This window comes from Serratia sp. C2(1) (assembly GCF_036352655.1).
Taxonomy (GTDB): domain Bacteria; phylum Pseudomonadota; class Gammaproteobacteria; order Enterobacterales; family Enterobacteriaceae; genus Serratia; species Serratia inhibens.
Map to the genome: position 1 here is coordinate 1,545,389 of NZ_JAZFBA010000001.1, position 22,760 is coordinate 1,568,148.

Annotated in this window: 21 protein-coding genes; 15 read left to right on the forward strand and 6 right to left on the reverse strand. The window is 54.7% G+C overall.

What is annotated here, in order from left to right:
• Window positions 1-2 precede the first annotated feature (2 nt).
• From V2S86_RS07165 to V2S86_RS07175, 3 genes are all read left to right on the forward strand, one after another.
• On the forward strand, window positions 3-3,158 hold the full coding sequence (locus V2S86_RS07165) for an efflux RND transporter permease subunit (RefSeq protein WP_330761834.1): 3,156 nt from the start codon (window positions 3-5) through the stop codon (window positions 3,156-3,158).
• Between the two features lies 1 nt (window position 3,159).
• Window positions 3,160-4,614, forward strand: a complete 1,455-nt coding sequence (locus V2S86_RS07170; protein WP_330761835.1) for an efflux transporter outer membrane subunit — start codon at window positions 3,160-3,162, stop codon at window positions 4,612-4,614.
• A 180-nt stretch (window positions 4,615-4,794) separates the two neighbouring features.
• Window positions 4,795-5,172, forward strand: a complete 378-nt coding sequence (locus tag V2S86_RS07175) for a DUF1493 family protein (RefSeq protein ID WP_330761836.1) — start codon at window positions 4,795-4,797, stop codon at window positions 5,170-5,172.
• A 416-nt stretch (window positions 5,173-5,588) separates the two neighbouring features.
• Here V2S86_RS07175 and V2S86_RS07180 read toward each other — a convergent pair whose 3' ends face one another.
• On the reverse strand, window positions 5,589-6,158 hold the full coding sequence (locus V2S86_RS07180; RefSeq protein ID WP_126482765.1) for a DJ-1/PfpI family protein: 570 nt from the start codon (window positions 6,156-6,158) through the stop codon (window positions 5,589-5,591).
• Between the two features lie 283 nt (window positions 6,159-6,441).
• On the opposite strand from V2S86_RS07180, the gene V2S86_RS07185 reads away from it, so the two are divergent.
• The 3 genes from V2S86_RS07185 (at window position 6,442) to V2S86_RS07195 (ending at window position 9,577) form a co-directional block, all read left to right on the forward strand.
• Window positions 6,442-7,518: an alkene reductase gene (locus V2S86_RS07185; RefSeq protein WP_330761837.1), complete on the forward strand. Its 1,077-nt coding sequence runs from the start codon at window positions 6,442-6,444 to the stop codon at window positions 7,516-7,518.
• A gap of 90 nt (window positions 7,519-7,608) precedes the next feature.
• Complete coding sequence (locus tag V2S86_RS07190) at window positions 7,609-8,391, forward strand: SDR family NAD(P)-dependent oxidoreductase (protein ID WP_330763161.1); 783 nt, start codon at window positions 7,609-7,611, stop codon at window positions 8,389-8,391.
• A gap of 157 nt (window positions 8,392-8,548) precedes the next feature.
• Complete coding sequence (locus V2S86_RS07195; protein ID WP_330763162.1) at window positions 8,549-9,577, forward strand: NADP-dependent oxidoreductase; 1,029 nt, start codon at window positions 8,549-8,551, stop codon at window positions 9,575-9,577.
• A 145-nt stretch (window positions 9,578-9,722) separates the two neighbouring features.
• Here V2S86_RS07195 and V2S86_RS07200 read toward each other — a convergent pair whose 3' ends face one another.
• Window positions 9,723-10,997, reverse strand: coding sequence for a Glu/Leu/Phe/Val family dehydrogenase (locus V2S86_RS07200; protein ID WP_004944650.1), 1,275 nt, complete (start codon window positions 10,995-10,997; stop codon window positions 9,723-9,725).
• A gap of 693 nt (window positions 10,998-11,690) precedes the next feature.
• Between V2S86_RS07200 and V2S86_RS07205 the strand changes: the two genes are divergently transcribed.
• The gene (locus V2S86_RS07205) at window positions 11,691-12,323 is read left to right on the forward strand and encodes a helix-turn-helix transcriptional regulator (RefSeq protein ID WP_330761838.1); all 633 of its coding nucleotides are present in this window, start codon (window positions 11,691-11,693) and stop codon (window positions 12,321-12,323) included.
• 28 nt (window positions 12,324-12,351) lie between these two features.
• Here V2S86_RS07205 and V2S86_RS07210 read toward each other — a convergent pair whose 3' ends face one another.
• Window positions 12,352-13,242: a LysR family transcriptional regulator gene (locus tag V2S86_RS07210; RefSeq protein ID WP_330761839.1), complete on the reverse strand. Its 891-nt coding sequence runs from the start codon at window positions 13,240-13,242 to the stop codon at window positions 12,352-12,354.
• A gap of 304 nt (window positions 13,243-13,546) precedes the next feature.
• On the opposite strand from V2S86_RS07210, the gene V2S86_RS07215 reads away from it, so the two are divergent.
• The 6 genes from V2S86_RS07215 to V2S86_RS07240 all read left to right on the forward strand — a co-directional run bounded on the left by V2S86_RS07215 (window position 13,547) and on the right by V2S86_RS07240 (window position 18,733).
• The gene (locus V2S86_RS07215) at window positions 13,547-14,575 is read left to right on the forward strand and encodes an alpha/beta hydrolase (RefSeq protein ID WP_330761840.1); all 1,029 of its coding nucleotides are present in this window, start codon (window positions 13,547-13,549) and stop codon (window positions 14,573-14,575) included.
• Between the two features lie 84 nt (window positions 14,576-14,659).
• A complete protein-coding gene (locus V2S86_RS07220) occupies window positions 14,660-15,145 on the forward strand; it encodes a cyclophilin-like fold protein (RefSeq protein WP_330761841.1) in 486 nt (161 codons plus the stop codon).
• Between the two features lie 107 nt (window positions 15,146-15,252).
• Window positions 15,253-16,443 (forward strand): MFS transporter, encoded by a 1,191-nt coding sequence (locus V2S86_RS07225; protein ID WP_330761842.1) that lies wholly within the window; start codon window positions 15,253-15,255, stop codon window positions 16,441-16,443.
• A 68-nt stretch (window positions 16,444-16,511) separates the two neighbouring features.
• Window positions 16,512-17,465, forward strand: coding sequence for a bifunctional helix-turn-helix transcriptional regulator/GNAT family N-acetyltransferase (locus tag V2S86_RS07230; protein ID WP_330761843.1), 954 nt, complete (start codon window positions 16,512-16,514; stop codon window positions 17,463-17,465).
• Between the two features lie 156 nt (window positions 17,466-17,621).
• Window positions 17,622-18,296: a hypothetical protein gene (locus V2S86_RS07235; RefSeq protein WP_330761844.1), complete on the forward strand. Its 675-nt coding sequence runs from the start codon at window positions 17,622-17,624 to the stop codon at window positions 18,294-18,296.
• An 8-nt stretch (window positions 18,297-18,304) separates the two neighbouring features.
• Window positions 18,305-18,733: a WapI family immunity protein gene (locus V2S86_RS07240; RefSeq protein ID WP_197927230.1), complete on the forward strand. Its 429-nt coding sequence runs from the start codon at window positions 18,305-18,307 to the stop codon at window positions 18,731-18,733.
• A gap of 116 nt (window positions 18,734-18,849) precedes the next feature.
• Here the strand turns inward: V2S86_RS07240 and V2S86_RS07245 are convergent, their stop codons facing one another.
• Window positions 18,850-19,218, reverse strand: a complete 369-nt coding sequence (locus V2S86_RS07245) for a winged helix-turn-helix transcriptional regulator (protein ID WP_330761845.1) — start codon at window positions 19,216-19,218, stop codon at window positions 18,850-18,852.
• 105 nt (window positions 19,219-19,323) lie between these two features.
• On the opposite strand from V2S86_RS07245, the gene V2S86_RS07250 reads away from it, so the two are divergent.
• On the forward strand, window positions 19,324-19,878 hold the full coding sequence (locus tag V2S86_RS07250) for an NAD(P)H-dependent oxidoreductase (RefSeq protein WP_330761846.1): 555 nt from the start codon (window positions 19,324-19,326) through the stop codon (window positions 19,876-19,878).
• 43 nt (window positions 19,879-19,921) lie between these two features.
• Here the strand turns inward: V2S86_RS07250 and V2S86_RS07255 are convergent, their stop codons facing one another.
• Window positions 19,922-20,707 carry an NAD(P)H-dependent oxidoreductase gene (locus V2S86_RS07255; RefSeq protein ID WP_330761847.1) on the reverse strand — a complete coding sequence of 262 codons (786 nt, stop codon included), beginning with the start codon at window positions 20,705-20,707 and terminating at the stop codon, window positions 19,922-19,924.
• 84 nt (window positions 20,708-20,791) lie between these two features.
• On the opposite strand from V2S86_RS07255, the gene V2S86_RS07260 reads away from it, so the two are divergent.
• Complete coding sequence (locus tag V2S86_RS07260) at window positions 20,792-21,688, forward strand: LysR family transcriptional regulator (protein WP_330761848.1); 897 nt, start codon at window positions 20,792-20,794, stop codon at window positions 21,686-21,688.
• Window positions 21,689-21,809: 121 nt separating this feature from the next.
• Here V2S86_RS07260 and V2S86_RS07265 read toward each other — a convergent pair whose 3' ends face one another.
• On the reverse strand, window positions 21,810-22,751 hold the full coding sequence (locus V2S86_RS07265) for a sugar phosphate isomerase/epimerase family protein (protein ID WP_330761849.1): 942 nt from the start codon (window positions 22,749-22,751) through the stop codon (window positions 21,810-21,812).
• Window positions 22,752-22,760: the final 9 nt, after the last annotated feature.

Here is a 22,760-nt window from a genome sequence, read left to right on the forward strand (position 1 = left end):
TCATGGCGCAATTCTTTATTCGGCGTCCGGTGTTTGCCTGGGTGATCGCGATCATCATCATGCTGTGTGGCCTGATGTCGATCAACTCGCTGCCCATTTCGCAATACCCGGACGTCTCTCCACCGCAGATCGCCATTTCGGCTACCTATCCGGGCGCCGATGCGGAAACCCTGGAAAACAGCGTGACGCAGGTCATTGAGCAACAGCTCACCGGCCTGGACGGCCTGCTGTATTTCTCGTCGACCAGCAGTTCCGACGGTTCGGTGAGCATCAACGTGACTTTCGATCAGGGTACCGATCCGGACATCGCTCAGGTACAGGTGCAAAACAAGGTGCAGCAGGCGGAAAGCCGCTTGCCGTCCGAGGTCACCGCGCAAGGGGTAACGGTCAAGAAATCGCAGAGCAGCTTTTTGCTGATCGTCGGCCTGTACGATGAGACCGATAAAGCGACGATGGCAGACATCGCCGACTATCTGGTCAGTAACCTGCAAGACCCGCTGTCGCGCATTAACGGCGTGGGCGACGTGCAAGTGTTCGGCTCGGAATACGCCATGCGTATCTGGCTGAACCCGACCAGGCTGGCGTCTTATTCGCTGATGCCGTCCGATGTGGAGACGGCGATTGAGGCGCAGAACACCCAGGTTTCTGCGGGTAAGGTCGGCGATCTGCCGGCCGGCGCCGATCAGCAACTGACCGCCACGGTCAAGGCGCAATCGCGGCTGCAAACGCCGGAGCAATTTCGCAATATCATCCTGAAAAGCGACAGCAGCGGGGCCCTGGTTCGCCTGGGCGATGTGGCGCGGGTTGAGCTGGGCAACGAAGATTACTCTTCCAGCGCACGCCTCAACGGCCATCCTGCGGCGGGCATTGCGGTCAAACTGGCCGCCGGGGCCAATGCGCTCAACACCGCCAAGCTGGTCAAGGCCAAGGTGGCGGAATACCAGTCATCCATGCCAGACGGCTATAAGGTCGCGTACCCGAAAGACAGTACCGATTTTATCAACATCTCGATTGAAGAAGTAGTGAAGACGCTGTTCGAAGCGGTGGTGCTGGTGGTGATCGTGATGTTCATCTTCCTGCAGAACCTGCGTACGACGTTGATCCCGACTATAACCGTGCCGGTGGTGCTGCTCGGCACCTTTGGCGTGCTGGCGGTGTTCGGTTATTCGATCAATACCCTGACGCTGTTTGGCATGGTGCTGGCCATCGGGTTGTTGGTGGATGACGCCATCGTGGTGGTGGAGAACGTCGAGCGCGTGATGCGCGAAGAAAAACTGCCGCCGCGCGAAGCGACGGAAAAGTCGATGAAAGAGATCTCCGGCGCCTTGGTGGGCATTGCGATGGTGCTGTCTGCGGTGTTCCTGCCGATGGCGTTCTTCGGCGGGTCCACCGGAGTGATTTATCGCCAATTCTCCGTCACTATCGTCTCTTCCATGGCGCTTTCGGTGATTCTGGCGCTGACGCTGGCACCGGCGCTGTGCGCCACCTTGCTGAAACCTGCCCATGAAGAACTGACCGACAAAGGCCTGCTGGGCAAATTCAACCGGGGTTATGACCGGCTGCAGGCGAAGTATGCCGACAAGGTCGGCAGGGTGATCCACCGCCCAATGCGTTATCTGCTGATGTACGGTCTGTTGCTGATCGCGGCCGCCGTCATGTATATGCGCCTGCCGACCGGTTTCCTGCCCAACGAGGATCAGGGGATGGTGATGGTGCAGTATACGCTGCCGGCCGGCGCTACCGACGCCCGTACCTCGGTGGTCAGCGACGAGGTGAAGGATTACTTCCTCAACAATGAGAAGGCCAACGTCAACAGCATTTTTACCATCAACGGCTTTGGTTTTAGCGGCAGCGGCCAGAACGCCGGCATGGCCTTCGTCAGCCTCAAGGACTGGAGCCTGCGCAGCGGCAGCGAGAACACCGCCGACGCGATTGCCAAACGCGCCATGGGGCACTTCGCCGGCGTTCGCGATGCTCAGGTGTTTTCGATGAGCCCGCCGTCGATCGACGGCTTTGGCCAGTCCAACGGCTTCACCTTCGAGTTGCAGGCCAAAGGCGCAACGACCCGTGCGGAATTGCAGACGATGCGTGACCAGATTATTGCCGCCGCCGGCAAAAATCCGGGCCTGATCGCCGTGCGCGCCAACACCTTGCCGGATACCCCGCAGCTGCAGGTGGATATCGATAATGACAAGCTGCAAGCATTGGGCCTGAGCGCCGGTGACGTCAGCAGCACGCTCACCAGCTCTTTCGGCAGCACCTATGTCAACGACTTTATCGACCGCAACCGGGTGAAGAAAGTCTATATGCAGGGGGACGTGGAGTTCCGTTCCAAACCTGAGGATCTGGATAAATGGTTTGTGCGTGGCAGCTCAACCAGCAGCACGACCAGCATGACGCCGTTCTCGGCCTTTGCCTCATCGCGCTGGATCTACGGGCCGGAAAACCTGTCGCGTTATAACGGGCTTTCGTCGTTCGAAATCACCGGCGAAGGCGCTCCGGGCACCAGCTCCGGCACCGCGATGGATGAAATGGAAAAACTGGCGGCGACGTTCTCCTCGGGCAGCAGCTACTCCTGGAGCGGGCTTTCTTATCAGGAGCGCCTGACCAGCGGCCAGGCGGGATCGCTGTATGCCATCGCGCTATTGGTGGTGTTCCTGTGCCTGGCGGCGTTGTATGAGAGCTGGTCGATCCCGTTCGCGGTCATGATGGTGGTGCCGATGGGCGTGGTGGGTTCGCTGTTGGCAGTCACGCTGCGCGGGCTGGAAAACGACATCTACTTCCAGGTGGCGCTGTTGACCATTATTGGGCTGTCGGCCAAAAACGCCATTCTGATCGTGGAGTTTGCCGAAGAGAAGTACCAGCACGGAGAAACGCTGATCGCCTCGGCGATCGAAGCATCCCGTATGCGCTTGCGGCCCATCCTGATGACGTCGCTGGCGTTTACCGCCGGGGTGTTGCCGCTGGCGATTTCCACCGGTGCCGGCGCCAACAGCCGAATTGCCATTGGCACCGGGATTATCGGCGGTACCCTTACCGCGACACTCTTGGCGATCTTCTTTGTTCCTTTGTTCTACGTTTTGGTACGCCGGGTATTTGCACGTAAACCGGTCGCCGCCAAACAGGTAGAAAGCACCGCGCCACAGGCAGGAGAATAATGTGCTGCAACGATTGATAACCCTGACATTCCCCCTGTTGCTGGCAGGCTGTATTTCACTGGATCCGGACTATCAGCGGCCACAGGCACCGGTGCCGGCAAACCTGCCGCAAGGTGCCGCCTATGCCGCGCCAAGCGGTAAGCTTTCACTGAGCTATCCGGATATCCCGTGGCGCGATTATGTGGTGGATGCGCGGCTGCGGCAGGTGGTGGCGATGGGGCTGAGCAGCAGCCGTGATCTGCGCGAAGCGATCGCCAACATTGAGTCGGCACGCGCGTTATACGGCGAACAGCGTTCCGAACTGTTCCCGACCATCAACGCGGGCGTGGACGGCACGCGCTCACGTACCTTGACCGGCAACGGCAATGCGACCGCGATCAGCCAGAGCTACGAAGCCAGCGCCGGCACCAGTTCGTTTGAGTTGGATCTGTTCGGTAAAAACCGCAGCCTGTCGCGCGCAAAATTCGAAACCTATCTGGCGGAGTCCGAGGCGGCAAAAAGTACGCGTCTGACGCTGATCGCCGATATCGTCACCGACTGGGTGAACGTGGCGGCGGAACGCAGCCTGTTGGCGGCCGCCAAAGACACGATGAAAAGCGCCAGGCTGTCGCTGGAGGTGACGCGTAAAAACCAGCAAAACGGTATTTTGTCGATGGTGGATGTGGCTTCGGCGGACACGGTTTATCAGCAGGCGCGTTCAGACGTCGCCAGCTATACCACCAGCGCCGCGCAGGCGAAAAACGCGCTGGATCTGGCGGTGGGGCAAAGCGTGCCCGAAAGCTTGTTGCCGAACGGGATCGAGGCGCTGTCCGGCATCATGAAAGACATGCCGGCCAATGTGTCGTCGCAGGTGCTGCTGAACCGGCCGGACGTGCTGGAAGCCGAGCATAATCTGAAGTCCGCCAATGCCAGCATCGGTTCCGCGCGTGCGGCGTTCTTCCCGTCGATCAGCCTGACCGCCAGCGGCGGCGTGGGCAGTGGGGAGCTGTCGTCCCTGTTCAGCAAGGGCGCCGGCGTCTGGTCCTTTGCGCCGAGCGTCAGCCTGCCGATTTTCACCGGCGGCTATAACACCTCGCAGCTCAACTACACCAAGGCGCAAAAGGATCTGTACGTCGCCACCTATGAGAAAGCGGTGCAGACGGCGTTCCAGGAAACTGCCGATGCGCTGGCGCGCAATGGCACCCTTGGGGAGCAACTGGCGGCGCAAACCGGCTACGTGGCTGCCTCGCGGGAATATTACCGCCTGGCCGAACTGCGTTATCGGCACTGTGTGGATACCTACCTGAACATGCTGGACGCCCAGCGGACGCTGTACACCGCCCGCCAGTCGTTGATCAGCGCGCAGCAAACCGAGTACCAGAACCTGATTACGCTGTATAAGGTACTGGGTGGCGGCATTACGGCGGAGAAGCAGGAGGATAGTGCGGTCGCCAATAGCGCGACCCTGACCCGTTAAATTTATTATCGAGCAATAACCGATTACGCAGGGTGGTGTTATCACCCTGCGTTTTTTATATTTATCCGGCACGAGAAATGTAAAGAAAAGGAAAATACCCCCGACCCGCAGAACTCGACACAATAAGAAAGGTCTGAAGAATATCGCAACTTTCCCGCGGCCAAATATATTGAGGTTGAAATGGACAGTGATATTCAGCAACAAGTGATTTCCGTTGTCGACAGATATAACGCGCCCGCATTTCTTAAAAAGGGCATTGCCGTCACTCTGAATACCGAGATAAACAAAGAGCTTAACCTGACCTTGCCCATGTCGGAGACGCTGATGCGCGGCTACTTCGATACCTTCGGCATAGACAACAGCAGTTACAATCACGAGCTGTATTTTCGGCAGGAGACAAAGTCGGGAATATTATTCTCCGGATCGCCTCGCCGCATGAATAACTGGGATCTGGAGATGGAAAGGATCCGGCCGCTGTATGTTTACATGCTGGTACGTTCCGCCCGGGCTAAACGCTGGCTTTATGATATCCATTTTCTGATTGAACAATTAAAATGATGCGAAACCGGTGCGGATAACATAACGCATTATTTTCTGTTCTCAGACGTTAAATTAACGCCAGCGGAAAAGAGAACTTCTTATGAATACCCTATGGCTTTCAAGTTGGCCGCTCTAGCACATCCATGTGCTCGCGGCATTCGTACATCCCTGTACAGCACTGCCAGGCGCCCAGCTCGTTCATCCGCAGGAGCTTACTCCGGTAAGTGACTGGGGTGACAAATCTGTCGGGAACAGATTTGAACGCTGCTCGCAGCGGCCCCCGAAGGGGTGTGGCCCATGCACGGGCCACATAACTAAGTGCAGGTAACAACGCTGCAGCTTGAAAGACGACGGGTATAGAGGCAGCATCAGAATAGATGTCTTGTCTTGTGCTGTTGGCCCGCCTGCGATTGCGGGCCTTTTTTATGCCGGATTTATTGTGCCAACACCTCGGCAAATTTCGCCAGCCACTGCGGATGCGCCGGCCAGGCCGGCGCGGTCACCAGATTGCCGTCAACGTGAGCCTGATCGATACCGATATCCGCATAATGCCCGCCGGCTAACTGCACTTCAGGGGCGCAGGCCGGGTAGGCGCTGCAGGTTCGGCCTTTCAACACGTTGGCGGCGGCCAGCAGTTGCGGGCCGTGGCAGACGGCGGCTATCGGTTTGCGGGCGGCATCAAAAGCCTGCACCAACTTGATCACCTGCGGGTTTAGGCGCAAATATTCGGGCGCTCTGCCGCCGGGGATCAGCAGGGCGTCATAATCCTCTTCCCGCGCGGCGGCAAAATCGGCATTCAGGATAAAGCGGTGGCCGGGTTTCTCGCTGTAGGTCTGCGCACCGTCAAAATCATGGATCGCCGTCATGATGTAGTCGCCTTTGACTTTATCGGGGCAGACGGCATCCACCTGGTGGCCAATCATCTGCAACGCCTGAAACGGCACCATGGTTTCGTAATCTTCGGCATAGTCGCCGACCAGCATCAGGATCTTTTTCTTGCTCATGAGGAGGTTCTCCGGAGGGGGAAAGGATCCCTAACATATAGCTTATAGGGGCGGGGAGCGCGAACCCATGCCAAGCTTTTTGATACCGCTGTCATTCAGAGTACAGCTCTCTTATTCGGTTCTCTCGGACCTGCTCTTTCGACATCTTCATTATTGAGCCCTTCCTTACAAATCAGGCCACAGCACATATAGATGATGGTCATAATCAAATAAATTGACTTCTTAGATTGTGATCATCATGATTAGTGACGACAACTTCCGAACAACCTGGCGAAGGAAAAACATGACTAATCAAACGTTATTTCAACCTTATCCCCTTGGCTCAATAACGCTCGCCAACCGCATTGTGATGGCGCCGTTAACGCGCAATCGTGCGGGCTCGGGTTTGGTACCCAGCGAACTGGCGGCGATGTACTACGCGCAACGAGCCACCGCAGGCCTGTTGATTACCGAGGCTACGCAGATCTCGGCGCAGGCACAGGGCTATCAAGATACGCCGGGAATCTATACGCGGGCGCAAATCGAGGGTTGGCGCAAAGTGACTGAGGCAGTACATGCCAAAGGCGGGCGAATCTTCGTACAATTATGGCATGTGGGTCGCGTATCCCATGTCGACTTGCAGCCCAACGGCGCAGCGCCTGTCGCTCCCTCAGCCATCAGGGCCGAGACTAAAACCTTTGTGAACAACGGTTTCTCTGACGTTTCTGAACCGCGCGCGCTTGAAACAGCCGAGATAAAGCAGATTGTCGACGATTTCCGACAGGCTTCAGCCAATGCAATAGCCGCGGGGTTCGACGGTGTAGAGATTCATGGTGCGAATGGCTACCTGTTGGAGCAATTCCTCAAGGATGGGGCGAATCAGCGCACTGATATTTACGGCGGTTCCATTGAGAATCGTGCGCGACTGCTGTTGGAGGTTATGGCTGCCGTGACAGGGGAGATCGGCGCTGAGCGGACTGGCGTCCGTATTTCACCCGTTTCACCCGCCAATGCAATTACGAGCAGCGATCCACAGGGACAATATGATTACCTCGTCGAACAACTCGACACATTAGGCATCGTCTACCTTCATGTGGTCGAAGGGGCAACGGGCGGCCCTCGTGACGCAGTGCCGTTTGATTACGATTCTTTGCGTCGACGCTTTAAAAATACCTATATCGGCAACAACGGCTATGACCTGGCATTGGCTTCGGCCCAACTTGCCGAAGGTAAGGCCGATCTGTTCGCTTTCGGGCGGCCCTTCATCGCTAACCCCGATTTGGTGGAAAGATTGCAGAAGGGCGCACCTCTGGCTGCATTCATCCCGGAAACGCTCTATGGCGGCGGCGCAGAGGGATACACCGATTATCCGCCGCTTTAGGTTCCCCCGAATAATGCCGTTGGCGGCTGCATGCCAATACACGCCGCACAGCGCGGTATCTCTTTAATTATCGATGAAGAAACTAAATATATGACAACATCTACAGTCCTTATTACAGGCGCCTCTACCGGCATTGGCGCAGTTTACGCCGAGCGCTTCGCGCGCCGTGGCCACAACCTTGTGCTGGTCGCTCGCGACAAGGCAAAGCTTGATATCCTTGCCGATCGTTTGCAAAAAGAACACGGCATTTCCGTCGATGTCCTGCCTGCCGACCTGACCCAATGCAGCGATTTGGTCAAGGTAGAAGCACGCCTTCGTGAGGACACTCAGATAGGCATTCTGATCAATAACGCGGGCATCGCGCAATCTGGCAATTTTATCGATCAGACGCCAGACTCGATAGAGCAACTCATCGCGCTCAACACGACCGCACTGACGCGCCTTGCCTGCGCGGTGGCGCCACGGTTTGCGCAAGCGGGTGAAGGTTCGATCGTCAACATCAGCTCGGTGGTGGGCTTGGCACCGGAATTTGCCATGTCTGTCTATGGCGCAACCAAGGCTTTCGTTCTTTTCTTGTCTCAGGGAATGAATATTGAGCTGTCGCCGAAGGGGATTTATGTCCAGGCCGTGCTGCCCGCCGGAACCTACACGGAAATCTGGGAACGTGCCGGCATCGACATCAGCGCATCCTCCAAAATGATGGAAGTGGGGGAGCTGGTCGACGCCGCGCTGGTGGGCTTCGATCGCCGTGAACTCGTCACCATCCCGCCACTGCACAACGCAGCACGCTGGGATGCGCTCGATGCCGCGCGCCAGGCTTTGCTGTCTGACATAAAGCAAGATGAAGCCGCAGAGCGGTATAAAGCCGTCTAGCAAAATAACGACTCTCTGCAGATGAGTATCAACCTGCCTTGCAGGTTGTTCTGTAGAGAGTCAAACCGTTCCACTGCGGGTACAAGGCAAAATAACGCCTCATGAAGGTGAAGTGAATGCATTTATCAGCAAGCGTAACGCGGAGAATAAACAACAGATGAAAAATAAAACGATGAAAGCACTCACCTTCAAACGTTATGGCAAATCGCCTGAGATAGATTTCACCGAGGTGGCTTGCCCCGCGCTGAAAGCCGATGAAATCCGGGTTAAAGTCTATGCCGCCGGCCTGAACCCGGTCGACAACATGATCCCAACCGGCGTATTTAAAGCCGTACTCTCTTTCCAGCTTCCTGCCACTCTGGGTAGCGATTTGTCGGGTGTCGTCACCGAGGTTGGCAGCCGCGTGACGCGCTTCAAGCCCGGCGATGCCGTCTTCGCCAGCATTTTCGATCAGGGTACGGGGTCTCTCGCCGAATTTGCCGTAGTACCCGAAAGCGCGGCGGCAATGAAACCGGCAAATCTGGACTTCGTGCAGGCGGCTTCGCTGCCGATGGTCGCGCTCACCTCCTGGCAGGCACTGAAAGAGCGCGCCAGACTTCAACCTGGCCAAAAGGTGTTCATCCCCGCAGGCTCCGGCGGTATTGGCACCTTTGCGATACAGTTGGCCAAATACCTTGGCGCAACGGTGGGAACGACCACCAGTACGAGCAACGTGGAATGGGTGAGCCGCCTGGGTGCAGACGAAGTGGTTGACTACAAGCAGCAAGACTTTGAAAAAGTGTTAAGTGGCTACGATGTGGTTCTTGGCACCATCAGGGGCGATTCCCTTGAAAAATCCGTCAGTATCCTCAAGCCTGGCGGCAGTATCGTCTCTCTCATCGGCCCCCTGGACGTGGCGTTCGCCCGGGCCCGGCGGCTAAACGTCTTCCTGAGGCTGGTCTTCGGGTTAATGAGCCGCAAGATAATGCGACTGTCGAAAAAACGAGACGTTACCTACTCATTTCTCTTCGTTCGTCCTGATGGGGATCTGCTCACCGAGATCGGCAAACTCCTGGAAAACGAGCGTATCAGGCCAGTGATCGACAAGGTATTTCTTTTTGAGGAAGCGAAGAATGCGCTTGCCTACCTTGCGCAGGGGCGGGCGAAAGGCAAAGTGGTCATCAAAATGAATGAATCTACCCAGTGAGCCCCCCGGGAAAGGCAATGAGCAGGGCAATATCCGCGTTATTGCCGATGATCGTTACTTAAAAGGCTTTGGCGCTGAGGAGGGGAAGGGAGAATATCCCGGCCCACAAAGCAGGCCGGGAAGAACCGAAACATTGACTCAGGTATTAACCTGGGTAAATGCCACGCTCTTTACGTGCGGTCAGGATGCGCTCACAGGCGACGATATAAGCCGCCGTACGCAGGCTGCATGTTTTCTCTTCGGCCTTGTTCCAGACGTGAACCATAGCGTCGGTCATGATCTTGTCCATACGCTCGTTGATTTCGCTCTCGCTCCAGAAGTAGCTGGCCATATCCTGCACCCACTCGAAGTAACTGACGGTCACGCCGCCGGCGTTACAGATAACGTCAGGCACTACGGTGATATTGCGTGAGCGCAGCACGTCGTCCGCATCCGGGTAGGTTGGGCCGTTAGCGCCTTCCAGTACCAGCTTGGCGCTCAGGATTTCTGCGCGTTGGCGAGTGATCTGGCCTTCCAGCGCCGCAGGGATCAGAATATCCATGTCGACCGACCAGAAAGCTTCGCTTTCGATCTCTTTGGCACCAGGGAAGCCGGCAATCTGCTTGTTCTTGGTCTGCCATTCGGTCAGCGCGGCCAGATCGATGCCGTCCGGGTTGAACAGGGTAGCTGAGTGGTCCTGGATCACCACTACGCGTGCACCGACGCCAACGAACAGACGAGCGGCCTCGCTGCCTACGTTACCAAAACCCTGCACCGCGACTTTGGCCCCTTCAATTTCAACGCCGAGACGCTTGGCCACTTCGCTGCCGGTGACGAACACGCCGCGGCCGGTGGCTTTTTCACGCCCCAGAGAGCCGCCGAGGTGAATCGGCTTGCCGGTGACCACGCCAGTGATAGTGGTGCCGTGGTTCATGGAGTAGGTATCCATCATCCAGGCCATGACTTTCGAGTTGGTGCCGACGTCCGGTGCAGGAATATCTTTCTGCGGCCCGATGATAAAACCGATTTCACTGGTATAGCGGCGGGTCAGTCGCTCCAGTTCGCCTTCAGACAGTTTGAAAGGATCGACGCGGATACCGCCTTTGGCGCCGCCGTACGGCAGGTTGACCGCCGCACATTTGATGGTCATCCATGCTGACAACGCCATGACTTCATCGAGATCAACATCCGGATGGTAACGGATGCCGCCTTTGCCCGGGCCGCGCGACAGGTTGTGCTGAACGCGGAAACCTTCGAAGTGGCGGATAGAACCGTCATCCATTTGCAATGGGATGTCGACAATCAGCGCACGCTTGGGATGACGCAGGGTATCAACCCAACGAGACAGGTCACCGAGGTAAGGTGCAACGCGGTCGATTTGTTGCAAGTAGGTGGCCCAGGCCGTTGTGCTGCTTTCTGAAGCGTAGGATAGCTTTTCCATAACCAACCTTTTTTTATCTAGGTATTTATTTTGTTTAACCGTGGATTACTAAGTGCATAACACTTTTGCGACGCTAAATTTACCATTAAACCTGCCGGTTGTTAGCCCCCCTCGATCGGGCTGCAGGCCGGTTCCCAATGGGTTTTGACGGGTAAAAATGAATAGTTAATTACTTTTGTCGGGAGGTTACGAGGGGTATTCATGCTTTATGCACAAAAAACGCATAAATTTTGCCTTTATCTATTTGTCAGAAGCTTGAATGTGATCAAAAAGTTTCATTTTATTTAAGCATCGTGTTGACAATGCCGTTTCCTGACGGCGGCGGGGAATTCCTGTCAAAACGGCCTGATATCGTGTTTTTATTAAACGAAACCGGCTTCAACTGGCTGATATATTGAAAATCTTATGCCAATTAATAAATTTCATCTGCAAAATGTGGGCAACAGCGCAGTTCGACATGTCGTTTTATGATGTATCGCGATATTCACTTTTTGTTAACAAAAGGGCTGGTGGCATTTTGCCGCTTCGGCCTCAAATGTGCTGTCAACGCAGCGGTGAATCGAGGCGCAAGCGACGGCAGGACGGCAGCTCTCCCGCTCGGCATTCCACGGCAAGTAAGGTATGCTAAGCGGCTGACCAGATGATGAAAATCGGCCAAAATCATCATGCTTATCGCTACGGAGAAACGGCAGAGTGCTGAAACCCACGTCCCAACTTGAATTATTGCAGTCGGTCGCCGACGGTATCGCCGCCCTGTTTTTCCCTAACGTGGAAGTGGTGATACACGATCTGTCGACCAACAAAGTCACCTACCTCGCCAATAACCTGTCGAAACGTAAACCGGGTGACGATGCCGGCCTGGACGATTTTGATATCAACAGCGGCGCGCCGGTCACCGGCCCTTACGAAAAGCTCAACTGGGATGGCAAAAAAATGCGTTCGGTGAGCATTCCCGCCCGCGATGAACAGGGCAATCCGAGCTATCTGCTGTGCATCAACCTGAGCACCGGCATGTTTGAGGACGCCAGAAATGCGCTGGACATGTTCTTGTCGGTGACGCGTCTGCAACCACAGCCGCAGCAGCTGTTCAAGGATGACTGGCAAGAGAAGATCAATACCTTCTTGCATGAGTGGATCCGCCTTCAGAACACGTCGTTGTCATCATTGAGCCGTGAACAAAAAAAGCAATTGGTGATCGATCTCTACAAGGAAGGGGCCTTCAAAGCCAAAAGCGCCGCCGATTATATCGCCAACGTGTTATCCCTGGGGCGCGCGACGGTCTACAAATACCTGAAAGAACTGAAAAAAGGCGAAGGTGCCGCCTAAGCCCGGTTCAGAGTAGCCCGCGGTGCGGCTAAAGGGTCTTGCGGTAATTTTCCTTCAGGATATCAACCAGAGCCATAAAGGCCGGCGAACCGTGGCGGCGATGGGGATAATAAAGATGGTATCCCTGAAAATAAGGGCACCATTCAGAGAGAACTTCCGTCAGTTGCCCGCTCTGGAGATAAGGGGCTACCAGGTAATCGGGCAGGTAAGCAATGCCGATGCCCGCCAGCACGGCGTCTAACTGATGCAGGGTGCTGTTTGCCGTGAATTGCCCTTTAACTTTTACGCTGAACTGACGTTTGCCTTTTTCAAATTCCCAGGCATAAACACCGCTGGTGATTGAATGACGGATATTGATGCAGTTATGCCGGATAAGATCGTTAGGAATTTGCGGGGCGGCATATTGCTGGAAATAAGCGGGAGTCGCCACCACGCACAATCGCCAGTCCCGGCTGATCCTTACCGCCACCATGTCCTTGTCAATAGACTCGCCCAGACGTATGCCCGCATCAAAGCGCTCCTGGACGATATTGGTAAAGCCGTAATCGATACCGATTTCAATATTAATTTCGGGATATTTTTTCAGAAAATCTGCCAGCACAGGGCGAATCAGGTACTGAACGGAATCATCTGATCCCGTCAGGCGAATCGTCCCACTCGGTGTATTCCTCATCGCCCCCAATTTTTCCAGTTCATCATTTATTTGCTCGAATAAGGGCCCCAGGCTACGCAGCAGCATTTCGCCTTCTTCGGTAGGAGCCACGCTGCGGGTGGTTCGGGTCAACAAGCGATACCCCAGTTTTTCCTCCAGCGTTTTAATCGTATGGCTCAGGGCCGAAGGGGTGACGCCAATCTCCGCCGCCGCTTTGGTAAAGCTCCGCAATCTGGCAATGCACAGAAAGGCTTTAAGATCATCCACTTTGCTTCTCCTTTGGGGGGTTCAGGTGTTGAGCGGGTGGGTGCCTGAGTGCGCATCATCTTACCCCAATGCAGGCTGAGGGGGAAAACCATTGATGAATTTTTCTCACAAAAGCGTAAAGATTTTTGGCATTAATTGTTCTAATCATTGTTGCTATATTGACTGCGTCGACAGGCCCTTTACATCAACTTGAAATGAGTCGTTCAAATAAATGACCCACGTTCAGGTTTGAGTTTTTATTCCCCGATTTATTTAAACAAACACCGAAGAAATTAACTTCACTATTTCAACCGAGAGTAATCAGATGAAGAAAATAGCGTTATCCCTGGCCCTGCTGGTCAGTTCATTTACTTCTATGGCAGCCGATATGTCTAACGGCGCAAATAACTTTTACCGGAGCGATAAGGTAACGACGCAAAAGGTCACCTTTAACAATCAATTCAAAATGAAGATTGTAGGGAACCTGTACATGCCCAAAAATCGGCAGCAGGGCACCCACTATCCTGCGATAGTCATTGGCCACCCGATGGGTGCGGTGAAGGAGCAAAGCTCGAACCTTTATGCGCAGAAGCTCGCTGAACAAGGGTTTGTCACGTTGGCTATCGATCAGTCTTTCTGGGGTGAGAGTGATGGGCAACCCCGTAACGTCGTGGCGCCAGACCTTTATGCAGAAGCGTTCAGCGCAGCCGTTGACTACCTGAGAACCCAACCGTGGGTTGATAAAGAGCAGATCGGCGTACTGGGCATTTGCGGAAGCGGCAGCTTCGTCATCAGTGCCGCGAAAATCGACTCGCGTATCAAAGCCGTTGCGACGGTCAGTATGTATGATATGGGTGCGGCAGTACGCAATGGACTTAAACATTCGCAAACGCTGGAACAGAGAAAGCAGATGATCGCAGCGGCATCCGCACAGCGTGATGTGGAGTTCGCAGGCGGAAAAACCGAATACGTCAGTGGTACCGTGCATGAATTGACAGCGGACACGCCGGCTATCCAGCGTGAGTTCTATGACTATTACCGCACGCCGCGCGGCGAATTCACCCCTAAGGGTTCGTCGCCGGCGCTGACTACCCATCCGACGCTGACCAGTATCGTCAAGTTCCTGAACTTCTATCCGTTCAACGACATTGAGACGATCTCTCCTCGCCCGATGCTGTTCATCACGGGCTCTGAAGCGCACTCGCGCGAGTTCAGTGAAGAGGCCTATAAACTGGCCGGCCAACCGAAAGAACTGGTCATCGTGCCGGGTGCCGGCCATGTGGATCTGTATGACCGTACCGACCTGATCCCGTTCGCCAAACTGGCTTCCTTCTTCCACGGCAATCTGAAGTAAGCGTTTCGTCTCCGCAACCTCAGGCCGCGCATTGGCGCGGTCTTCAACCTGAGCTTAACAGCGCCGACTATGAAAGGACATGCCATGGGAAAGACCTCTATGCGGGTTAGCCAATATGCAGCCCTACTTTTTATGCTGCCGGCAATCGGCACATTACAAGCAGCCCAGGACAGTTCCGAGAACCAGAGAGGAGCCGCTACACGGCAGGTAAAAATGCATGATATTCGGATAGCCATAGGCTCCACCTATCTAACGGCGACGCTTGAAGATAATCCGACGGCGCGGAGCTTCGTCAAGCTGCTGCCACTCACCTTAACGCTTAAAGACTACGGTGATGCGGAGAAAATCAGCGGCGCGCTGCCACGTCGCCTTTCGCAAGACGCGGCCCCCGAGTCTGCTGCCGGCGCCGCCGGGGACATTGCTTATTATGCTCCGTGGGGGAACATTGCTTTTTACCGAGGCCGCGGACCTGAAGCCGCAGGGGTTATCAAAATTGGCAAAATCACTTCAGGCATTGAGGCTCTTAATCAACCGGGAAGCATGCGCGTAACAATCTCCCCTGGGAATTGAAAAGGGTGTTTGTCAGAGTCAATCTGATGTGTATTTGACTGCGTTCATTCATCTTGCCTCACAATATGCCTGTTGTTTTACGGGACATTTTCATTTCGGAGTAACCCATGACCACCTCAACCCGAGCCTCGTCAAGAAGCTCTCTGGCGAGTGCCGTCGGTTCAATGGCGCTGTGCGTGGCACTGCTGATCGCCTCAGAGTTTATGCCTGTCAGCCTGCTGACGCCTATCGCCGGCGATCTGCATGCTACGCAGGGCATGGCGGGACAGGCAATTTCCATCTCAGGTCTGTTTGCCGTATTAGCCAGCTTGTTTATCGGCCCGATAGCAGGCCGCTTTGATCGCCGCTATGTATTGATGAGCATGACGGCGCTTATGCTGCTGTCGCTAATTCTGATCGCTCTGGCACCCAGCTTTTCCTTGTTAATGGTCGCCCGCGCACTGCTGGGTTTGGCCGTGGGCGGTTTCTGGTCGTTGGCTACCGCCACGGTGATCCGCCTGGTTCCTGCGCACCGGGTGCCCAAAGCGCTCGGCACCATTTACATGGGTAACGCGGTCGCCACCGCATTCGCGGCACCGATTGGCGCCTATTTGGGTGGGCATTTCGGATGGCGCTGGGTGTTTGCGGGCCTGGTTCCCCTGGTCTTGCTCAACCTCGTCTGGCAGGCGAAAAGCCTGCCGTCTATGCCGCCACAGGCCACCATTCCGGTCACACGCCTGTTCGGTTTGCTCAAACGCCGCTATGTCGCCATAGGTATGCTTGCGGTCATGCTGACCTTTGCCGGAGCCTTTGCCGCCTTCACCTATTTCCGTCCCTTTCTGGAAGGCGTGACCGGAGTTGACTCAGACAAACTCTCCTTGCTGTTATTGGGCCTGGGGGCAGCAGGTTTCGCCGGCACGCATTTCGCCAGCGCCATGCTGCAGCGCAACCACCTGTATCGGCTGCTGGTTTGGTTGCCGGTCGGCCTGGCGGTGGTGACCCTCGGCATGGTCGGTGCGGGCCAGGTATTTGCAGGCGTCTCGCTGATGATGGTCGGATGGGGCATGTTGAACTCGGCTATTCCGGTGTGCTGGTCTACCTGGCTTGCCAGAGAGATTAATGACGAACCGGAAAGCGGCGGCGGCCTGATGGTGGCGTCCATCCAGTTAGCCATCATGCTGGGCGGGGCTTTCGGCGGGCACTTGTTGGATTCCATCGGCGTGGCCGCGCCGTTGATCGGCGGTTCGGTTTTGCTGATACTGGCGGCGTGGCTGATAGGAAACGGACGCCGTCTGCGACGGCCAGAGCAGGGGGCTTGATGGGTACTCTTGAATTTGTGGCTCTCTCTGATATGGTTGTATAGTGCAACTATATTGGAGAGGCCATTATGCCAACCCTCGAAAGTCGTCTGTATTTACACCCTATCAGGGATGCCTCGCGCCATCTGGTGCGCGAGCTGGGTTTTATGGGCAGCACTCTGGCGGGGACAGATTTGCCGCCGTCCGCCGTGCATGCGTTGATCGAAATAGGCGATCGGCAGGTTGATACCGCCGCGCAGCTGTGTACGGTGCTCAACCTGGAAAAATCCAGCGTCAGCCGCATGCTCAACAAGTTAATCAAGGCGGGAGAACTGGCTACGCAACCCGGCGAGCGCGACGCGCGGGAGAAAATTCTGCGGCTGACGGAACAAGGGCGGCAAACCTTGGCGGGGATTAATCGTTTTGCCGAACGGCAGGTGCTGAATGCATTGGACATTCTGCCTGCGAGCGCCTGCGCCGACATTGCCACCGGTTTGCAAACCTATGCTGCCGCATTGCGCGCTCACCGGTCCGGAGAGGCAGCACCGGTACCGGAGACAGAGATTGTCAGTGGTTACCGCCCCGGTTTTGTCGCCAGAACGCTGGAAATGCATATGCAGTATTATTCGCGGACGGTTGGGTTCGGCGCATTTTTTGAATCTACGGTGGGCACGGCGCTGGCCGATCTCGCCGGGCGCCTGTCTCACCCGCTGAACGAGACCTGGTCTGCGCTCAGCGGCGGCCGAATTGTCGGTTCGGTTTCCATCGACGGCGAGTCACTGGGCGATAATCGCGCCCATCTGCGTGCCTTTATCATCGATGACAGCCTGCGCGGCAGTGGTGTGGGCCGGAAATTGCTGAACCGGGCGGTGGTTTTTTGCGATGAACGCGGGTTCCGTGAAACACACCTTTGGACGTTCAAAGGGTTGGATGCGGCCCGACATCTGTATGAAAGCGTCGGTTTTGTCCTGGCAGAAGAGCAGCAGGGCGAGCAGTGGGGCCAACCGATGACCGAACAATTATTTATTCGTCCGCAGGGCTGAGCGCTACAGCGCGATGAGTCCCATGACAGGTCAGCAACATATTCCACCGGTTTGGGTTTGGTTCCCAGTCGCCCGTTCCCACCCACCCGTCAAGATGGAGTAGTACTGAAAAAAGTGTTATATGATCCCTTCTGATAGATCAAAAGGGATCATATTATGGCAACAGGATTTGCAGTCAGAGAAGAACTCGGTCGTTATTATACCTTTCAGTCCTGGTTGCCACCGGGTGAATTTTTTGAAATCCGTCCCCGACTTTTACCCCATAATGCCAAACCAATAACTGATGACGAAAGCGGGATGTGCATTGGTTATTCCGTTTCACAGGCTCCCGGTCTGTGGCGAATTTATGATACTGATGGCACTTTTGTCCGCCTGGAAGAAGCTCCGCTAGAATCACCGCTGATTGACCCAACCGATATTGTATTACTGGCAGCCGGTGTTTTTCGTATCTTCTTTGCCGGCAGGGCATTGTTACAAAGCGGGGCCAGAACAACTGTCACCGTAAAACTCAGTCAGAGTACAGTCAGTTTCTTACGTGGTCGGTTAAAAATGGGTCTGTCAGCCCGTAATCTTAAAATGACAGAAACCTCTGCGAAGCATATGTATAACCCCGGGCGCTATGTGCCTTTGCAGCTTCAGGAAAAAGCGATTCGTTATGGGCGCAGAATGCCAGACCCGCAGAAAAAAGTAGGGCTTTTTCGCTATGAAACTGAAATGTATAAGCTTGTTGAAAACAAGCAGGCAAAAGGAACATATTATTATAAAAAATATACTCTTGAAGTCCTTGTCCGTGAAAAAGACTGGACAATCAGTCATTTTCAGTATTTTTAGAGGTGATTATGATTGATATAAACGTTGGAACATTGGAGTTTCGGTTGTCGTCTTATGAAAGAGAATATACAGAAGAAGATCTATCAGATGACTGGATAAAAACGTTTGTGGAATACAAACTGCCTGTATTAACGATACAGTACAGCACTGCATTTACAGTGTCTGAACTCATTAATTTAAAAGACGAGCTTCAATCTCTCTATGAGAGTCTAATTGAACAAAAGCCGCATTCTGATATTTTCTTTGACAGTTTAGAACGTCATTTTAGTTTACAGATCAGGCAGGTTGGCCATCATGATGCTGCGGAAGTAAATATCATGATGAAGCCTGAAGATAATGCAGACAGCGTCAAAGTCACTGATACCTTCTACCTTGACCAGAGCTACTTTCCTGCATTGTTGTCCGGCCTTGACGAGATGATTAACTGGCAGAACTGACTAACTTTCGCTCTTAGCTACATTGGTGTGCATACTGCCACCGATTATGTAGAAGAATCGCCTGCGGGATCTGATCCTCGCAGGCGGCTCTGGAAAGTAGGGGGCCGAACAATTATTTATTCGTCCGCAGGGCTGAGCGCTACAGCGCGATGAGTTTCCCCCCAGGTACACATCATATCGATGACAGGGATCAGCGTGCGGCCACGTTCCGAGAGGCTGTATTCGACCTTGGGCGGGATCTGCGGGTATTCCTTTCTGATGACGATGCCGTCTCTTTCCAGCTCTTTCAACGTCGAACTTAGCGTTTTATAAGAAATGGTGCCGATGCAGCGCTGTAATTCGTTGAAGCGTAATACCGGCTTATATTGTGCCAGCCAGTACATAATAATCATTTTGTATTTCCCGCTGATCACCGACAGCGTATAGCCGTATCCGGTCTGTTCGAGGTCGATGCCCGTTGGGCTACAGATATCTTCAACGTTCATTTGATACTTTCCTGAAGGTTAGTATATGTAGTCAGTGTGCGTATTTTACATTAGGAAAGCATAGCATATGATGCCCCGGTGAACTCATTGAAAGGGGCAGTCTGAATGAAAACGTTAGTGGTGGTCGCTCATCCTGATATCGAAAACTCGATGATAAATAAAGCCTGGCTGAACGAACTGAGGAAATATCCCGATCTTTATACCATTCATGAATTATATAAAGCCTATCCAGACTGGCGGATTGATGTCGAAAAAGAGCAACAACTGATTGAACAACATGAAAAAATCGTTCTGCAGTTTCCGGTGTTCTGGTTCAGTTCGCCGCCGCTCCTGAAGAAGTGGCTGGATGATGTATTTACCTACGGCTGGGCCTATGGTTCGAGCAGTGGTTATAAGATGAAAGATCGCAAGATTGCACTGGCCGTCACGGCGGGGATCAGCGCGAAGGGGTACTCGCAGGAGGGCAAATATAAGTACTCACTGGATGAAATTTTGCGGCCTTTTGAAATCACGGTTAACTATGTGCGGGCAAAATACGGCTCATTCCATGCATTCTACGGCAAGGAAAATACCCCGGACGCCGACGTTGAACCCTTAAATCATCATGATATTGAACGCAGCGCGTCAGAGTATCGCGCCTTTATCGCCAATCTGAGCTAGCCCTGTACCGCGCGCGCCGTATTAAATGGCGCGCGCGGTACAGTTATTGATTCTCGCTGCGATGCACAGTGAACCCCGAACGACCTGGCGCGATATGCTCTTTCAGGGACAACTCGGGAATATGGTATTCCCCGGCATTTTGCCGCCGGAACGGAATAGGCGGGGTATCCCACAGGCTGTCCAAACGTTGGCCGAGTACCTCGCAGGCCACGGCAAATCGCGCCGGGTCTATCTTGTCGGTGCGGTAGATCACGAACGGCGGCAGTACGTCAAAACCGGGATAATGCAAAATCCCATGCTGGATCGGGAATAAAATGTCATCGATAGGTCCGTTGATGCCGCGCGGGCCGTAATGCGTTTCCCAACCGCCGGCGGTGACCATCAGCATGGCGCGCTTGCCGGCCAGCGTACCTTCGCCATAACGATCGCCCCAGTGGGTATCGGAGTGTTCCCCCACGCCATAGGCAAAACCGTAGGCGTAAACCCGTTCCACCCAGCCTTTGAGGATTGCCGGCATCGAGAACCACCACAGCGGGAATTGCAGGATCACCGTATCGGCCCACAGCAGTTTTTGCTGTTCGCATTCAATGTCTTTGCTTTGCAGCCCATCGGCAAATGCACGTTGGGAATCCTGTACAGGATCGAACCGTTCGCCCGTTTGTGTTGCCGTGCTGTCATCCGCGTCGAGTACGGCTTTCCACTGCATGGCGTAAAGGTCGGACAGCTGAACGGTATGCCCGGCATCCTCCAACCGCTTGATTGAAAAATCCCTCAGCGAACCGTTCAGCGACTGCGGTTCCGGGTGTGCGTAAACGAGAAGAACATTCATGGTAGACCTCCGTTGCAAGATAAAAGCAGGGTAGGTTTTTGTCAGGTATAGTAGAAATGAATTTCTAATATTCCAGGTATTACCATGAATAATCTCAGACGACTGGATCTCAATTTGCTGGTCACGCTGGATGCCTTGCTCGCCGAACATAATGTAACGCGAGCGGCGCAACGCCTTAACTTCTCGCAGCCCTCGGTTAGCGTGCATCTCGCCAAGTTGAGGGAGATTTTTGGCGATCCGCTGTTGCTGCCGGGGCCGCGAGGCATGCGGCCTACCGCACGTGCCGAGGCGCTACGCGAGCCTTTGCGGCAGGCGCTTGAGGCGCTGGAGCAAGCAGTGGCGCCAGCCAGCCCTTTTGATCCTGCCAGCGCCGGCAATACCTGGCGGGTGGCTGCCTCAGACTATGGTGAATCGACCATCGTCTTGCCCGCCTTGATTGGCCTGCGTTCTGTGGCTCCGGGCACCCGGTTGGCAGTATTGGAAGCCGTGCCCGCTCGCCTCGCCCGGCAGGCGGAGCAAGGGGAGATAGATCTTGCTTTTCATACTCATGAAGGGGCGCCAGAGAATTTGCGTCGGCGTACTTTGTTTAGCGAACGTTACGTCCTGGCAGGCCGTGCCGGTCATCCTCAACTGGCGGTAACTCCTACGCTGGAACAGTTCTGCCGGCTGGAGCACGTGGTGGTATCGCCGGACGGCGGGGGATTTTTCGGCAATACGGACAGCGTATTGTCGGAAGCGGGCCTGCAGCGCCGGGTGGTGCTCTCGGTTCCTCATTTTCTGTTCATCATGTCTGTTCTGGCCAGTTCCGATCTGGTGGCCATGCTGCCTTGGCGGCTGGTGCGCAATAACCGGGCGCTGCAGGTGGTTGAAGCACCTATCGAGGTGCCCGGATTCGAAATGGCCATGCTGTGGCATGAACGTTCCCACCGCGATCCGGCACATCGATGGCTGCGTGAGCATATCGTCGCGGCAGTAAGCTAACGGGTGCCAGCGCACTTCTGAGAAAATTCACTTGAATATCAATGGCACGTTGATATCAAAAAGAGCAGTGGCTATGTAAAGCAAACGGGTATGGCGCCACTGCTTTAATCAAGCATGATGTTTATTTGCTGATGGTTTGTTGCAGGGCAAGAATGGACGAGGTTATCCCCGCATCCACCGACATGGTTAAATCTTCCATTTCAAGGGATACCCAGTCGTTGTAACCCATCATGCGCACGACGGAGAAGAACTCTTTCCACCATTGCAGCTCCTGCCCACAACCGACGGCTACGTAGTTCCAGGCACGGTTGGCGACATCTTCCACCGGCTTGGTTTCCAGTAGCCCGTTTACATCAACCAATCCACGTTCCAGCCTGACATCCTTACCATGTACGTGATGGATGGCAGGGCCGAGGGCACGCGCCGCCGCGATGGGATCCGCCCCCATCCAAATCAGGTGGCTGGGGTCGAGGTTCAGACCCACCATCGGGCCGACGGCATCACGCAACCGGAACAGCGTCTCGGGGTTCCAGACCAACATTGAGCTGAAGTTCTCCAACGCAAATCGTTCGACACCACATTCCTTGGCCCGGCGTACCAGTTCTTCCCAATAGGGGATAGCGACCTCATTCCATTGGTAATCCAGGCAGTTTTTCAGCGTAGGTGGCCAACTGACGGTATAGGTGATCCAATTCGGTATCGTATCATGAGGGCTCGCCGGCGGCAGGCCACTCATCATAACGATCTTTTTTACGCCCAGCAGGCCGGCAAGTTCCAGCGCTTTATCGGTGTCGCTTTTATGACGCTGTCCCAGTTCGCCTGGGTCGAGGGGATTGCCGGAAACATTAAGCGCAGCAATCTCCATACCGCGGCTTGCCAACGCCTGGAGCAGGTGCCGGCGTTTGGCGGGACTGCTCAACAGTTCATCCGTCTGCATATGCGGGGCTGAAGACCACCCCCCGGTGGTCATCTCCACACCGTGCACACCCAACTCCAGCAACCTGTCCAGCATTTGCTCAAAGGGCAGATGGCCAAGGCTGTCGGTACAAAATGAAAGTCTCATGGTTATTTC

What these genes read in the sequence shown, in the direction of transcription:
- V2S86_RS07255 (WP_330761847.1), bottom strand. Translation starts at nt 20,707, where the DNA reads ATGAATGTTCTTCTCGTTTACGCACACCCGGAACCGCAGTCGCTGAAC.
- V2S86_RS07190 (WP_330763161.1), top strand. Translation starts at nt 7,609, where the DNA reads ATGACAACATCTACAGTCCTTATTACAGGCGCCTCTACCGGCATTGGC.
- V2S86_RS07185 (WP_330761837.1), top strand. Translation starts at nt 6,442, where the DNA reads ATGACTAATCAAACGTTATTTCAACCTTATCCCCTTGGCTCAATAACG.
- V2S86_RS07165 (WP_330761834.1), top strand. Translation starts at nt 3, where the DNA reads ATGGCGCAATTCTTTATTCGGCGTCCGGTGTTTGCCTGGGTGATCGCG.
- V2S86_RS07265 (WP_330761849.1), bottom strand. Translation starts at nt 22,751, where the DNA reads ATGAGACTTTCATTTTGTACCGACAGCCTTGGCCATCTGCCCTTTGAG.
- V2S86_RS07225 (WP_330761842.1), top strand. Translation starts at nt 15,253, where the DNA reads ATGACCACCTCAACCCGAGCCTCGTCAAGAAGCTCTCTGGCGAGTGCC.
- V2S86_RS07220 (WP_330761841.1), top strand. Translation starts at nt 14,660, where the DNA reads ATGGGAAAGACCTCTATGCGGGTTAGCCAATATGCAGCCCTACTTTTT.
- V2S86_RS07240 (WP_197927230.1), top strand. Translation starts at nt 18,305, where the DNA reads ATGATTGATATAAACGTTGGAACATTGGAGTTTCGGTTGTCGTCTTAT.
- V2S86_RS07195 (WP_330763162.1), top strand. Translation starts at nt 8,549, where the DNA reads ATGAAAAATAAAACGATGAAAGCACTCACCTTCAAACGTTATGGCAAA.
- V2S86_RS07175 (WP_330761836.1), top strand. Translation starts at nt 4,795, where the DNA reads ATGGACAGTGATATTCAGCAACAAGTGATTTCCGTTGTCGACAGATAT.
- V2S86_RS07260 (WP_330761848.1), top strand. Translation starts at nt 20,792, where the DNA reads ATGAATAATCTCAGACGACTGGATCTCAATTTGCTGGTCACGCTGGAT.
- V2S86_RS07215 (WP_330761840.1), top strand. Translation starts at nt 13,547, where the DNA reads ATGAAGAAAATAGCGTTATCCCTGGCCCTGCTGGTCAGTTCATTTACT.
- V2S86_RS07245 (WP_330761845.1), bottom strand. Translation starts at nt 19,218, where the DNA reads ATGAACGTTGAAGATATCTGTAGCCCAACGGGCATCGACCTCGAACAG.
- V2S86_RS07230 (WP_330761843.1), top strand. Translation starts at nt 16,512, where the DNA reads ATGCCAACCCTCGAAAGTCGTCTGTATTTACACCCTATCAGGGATGCC.
- V2S86_RS07200 (WP_004944650.1), bottom strand. Translation starts at nt 10,997, where the DNA reads ATGGAAAAGCTATCCTACGCTTCAGAAAGCAGCACAACGGCCTGGGCC.
- V2S86_RS07235 (WP_330761844.1), top strand. Translation starts at nt 17,622, where the DNA reads ATGGCAACAGGATTTGCAGTCAGAGAAGAACTCGGTCGTTATTATACC.
- V2S86_RS07180 (WP_126482765.1), bottom strand. Translation starts at nt 6,158, where the DNA reads ATGAGCAAGAAAAAGATCCTGATGCTGGTCGGCGACTATGCCGAAGAT.
- V2S86_RS07250 (WP_330761846.1), top strand. Translation starts at nt 19,324, where the DNA reads ATGAAAACGTTAGTGGTGGTCGCTCATCCTGATATCGAAAACTCGATG.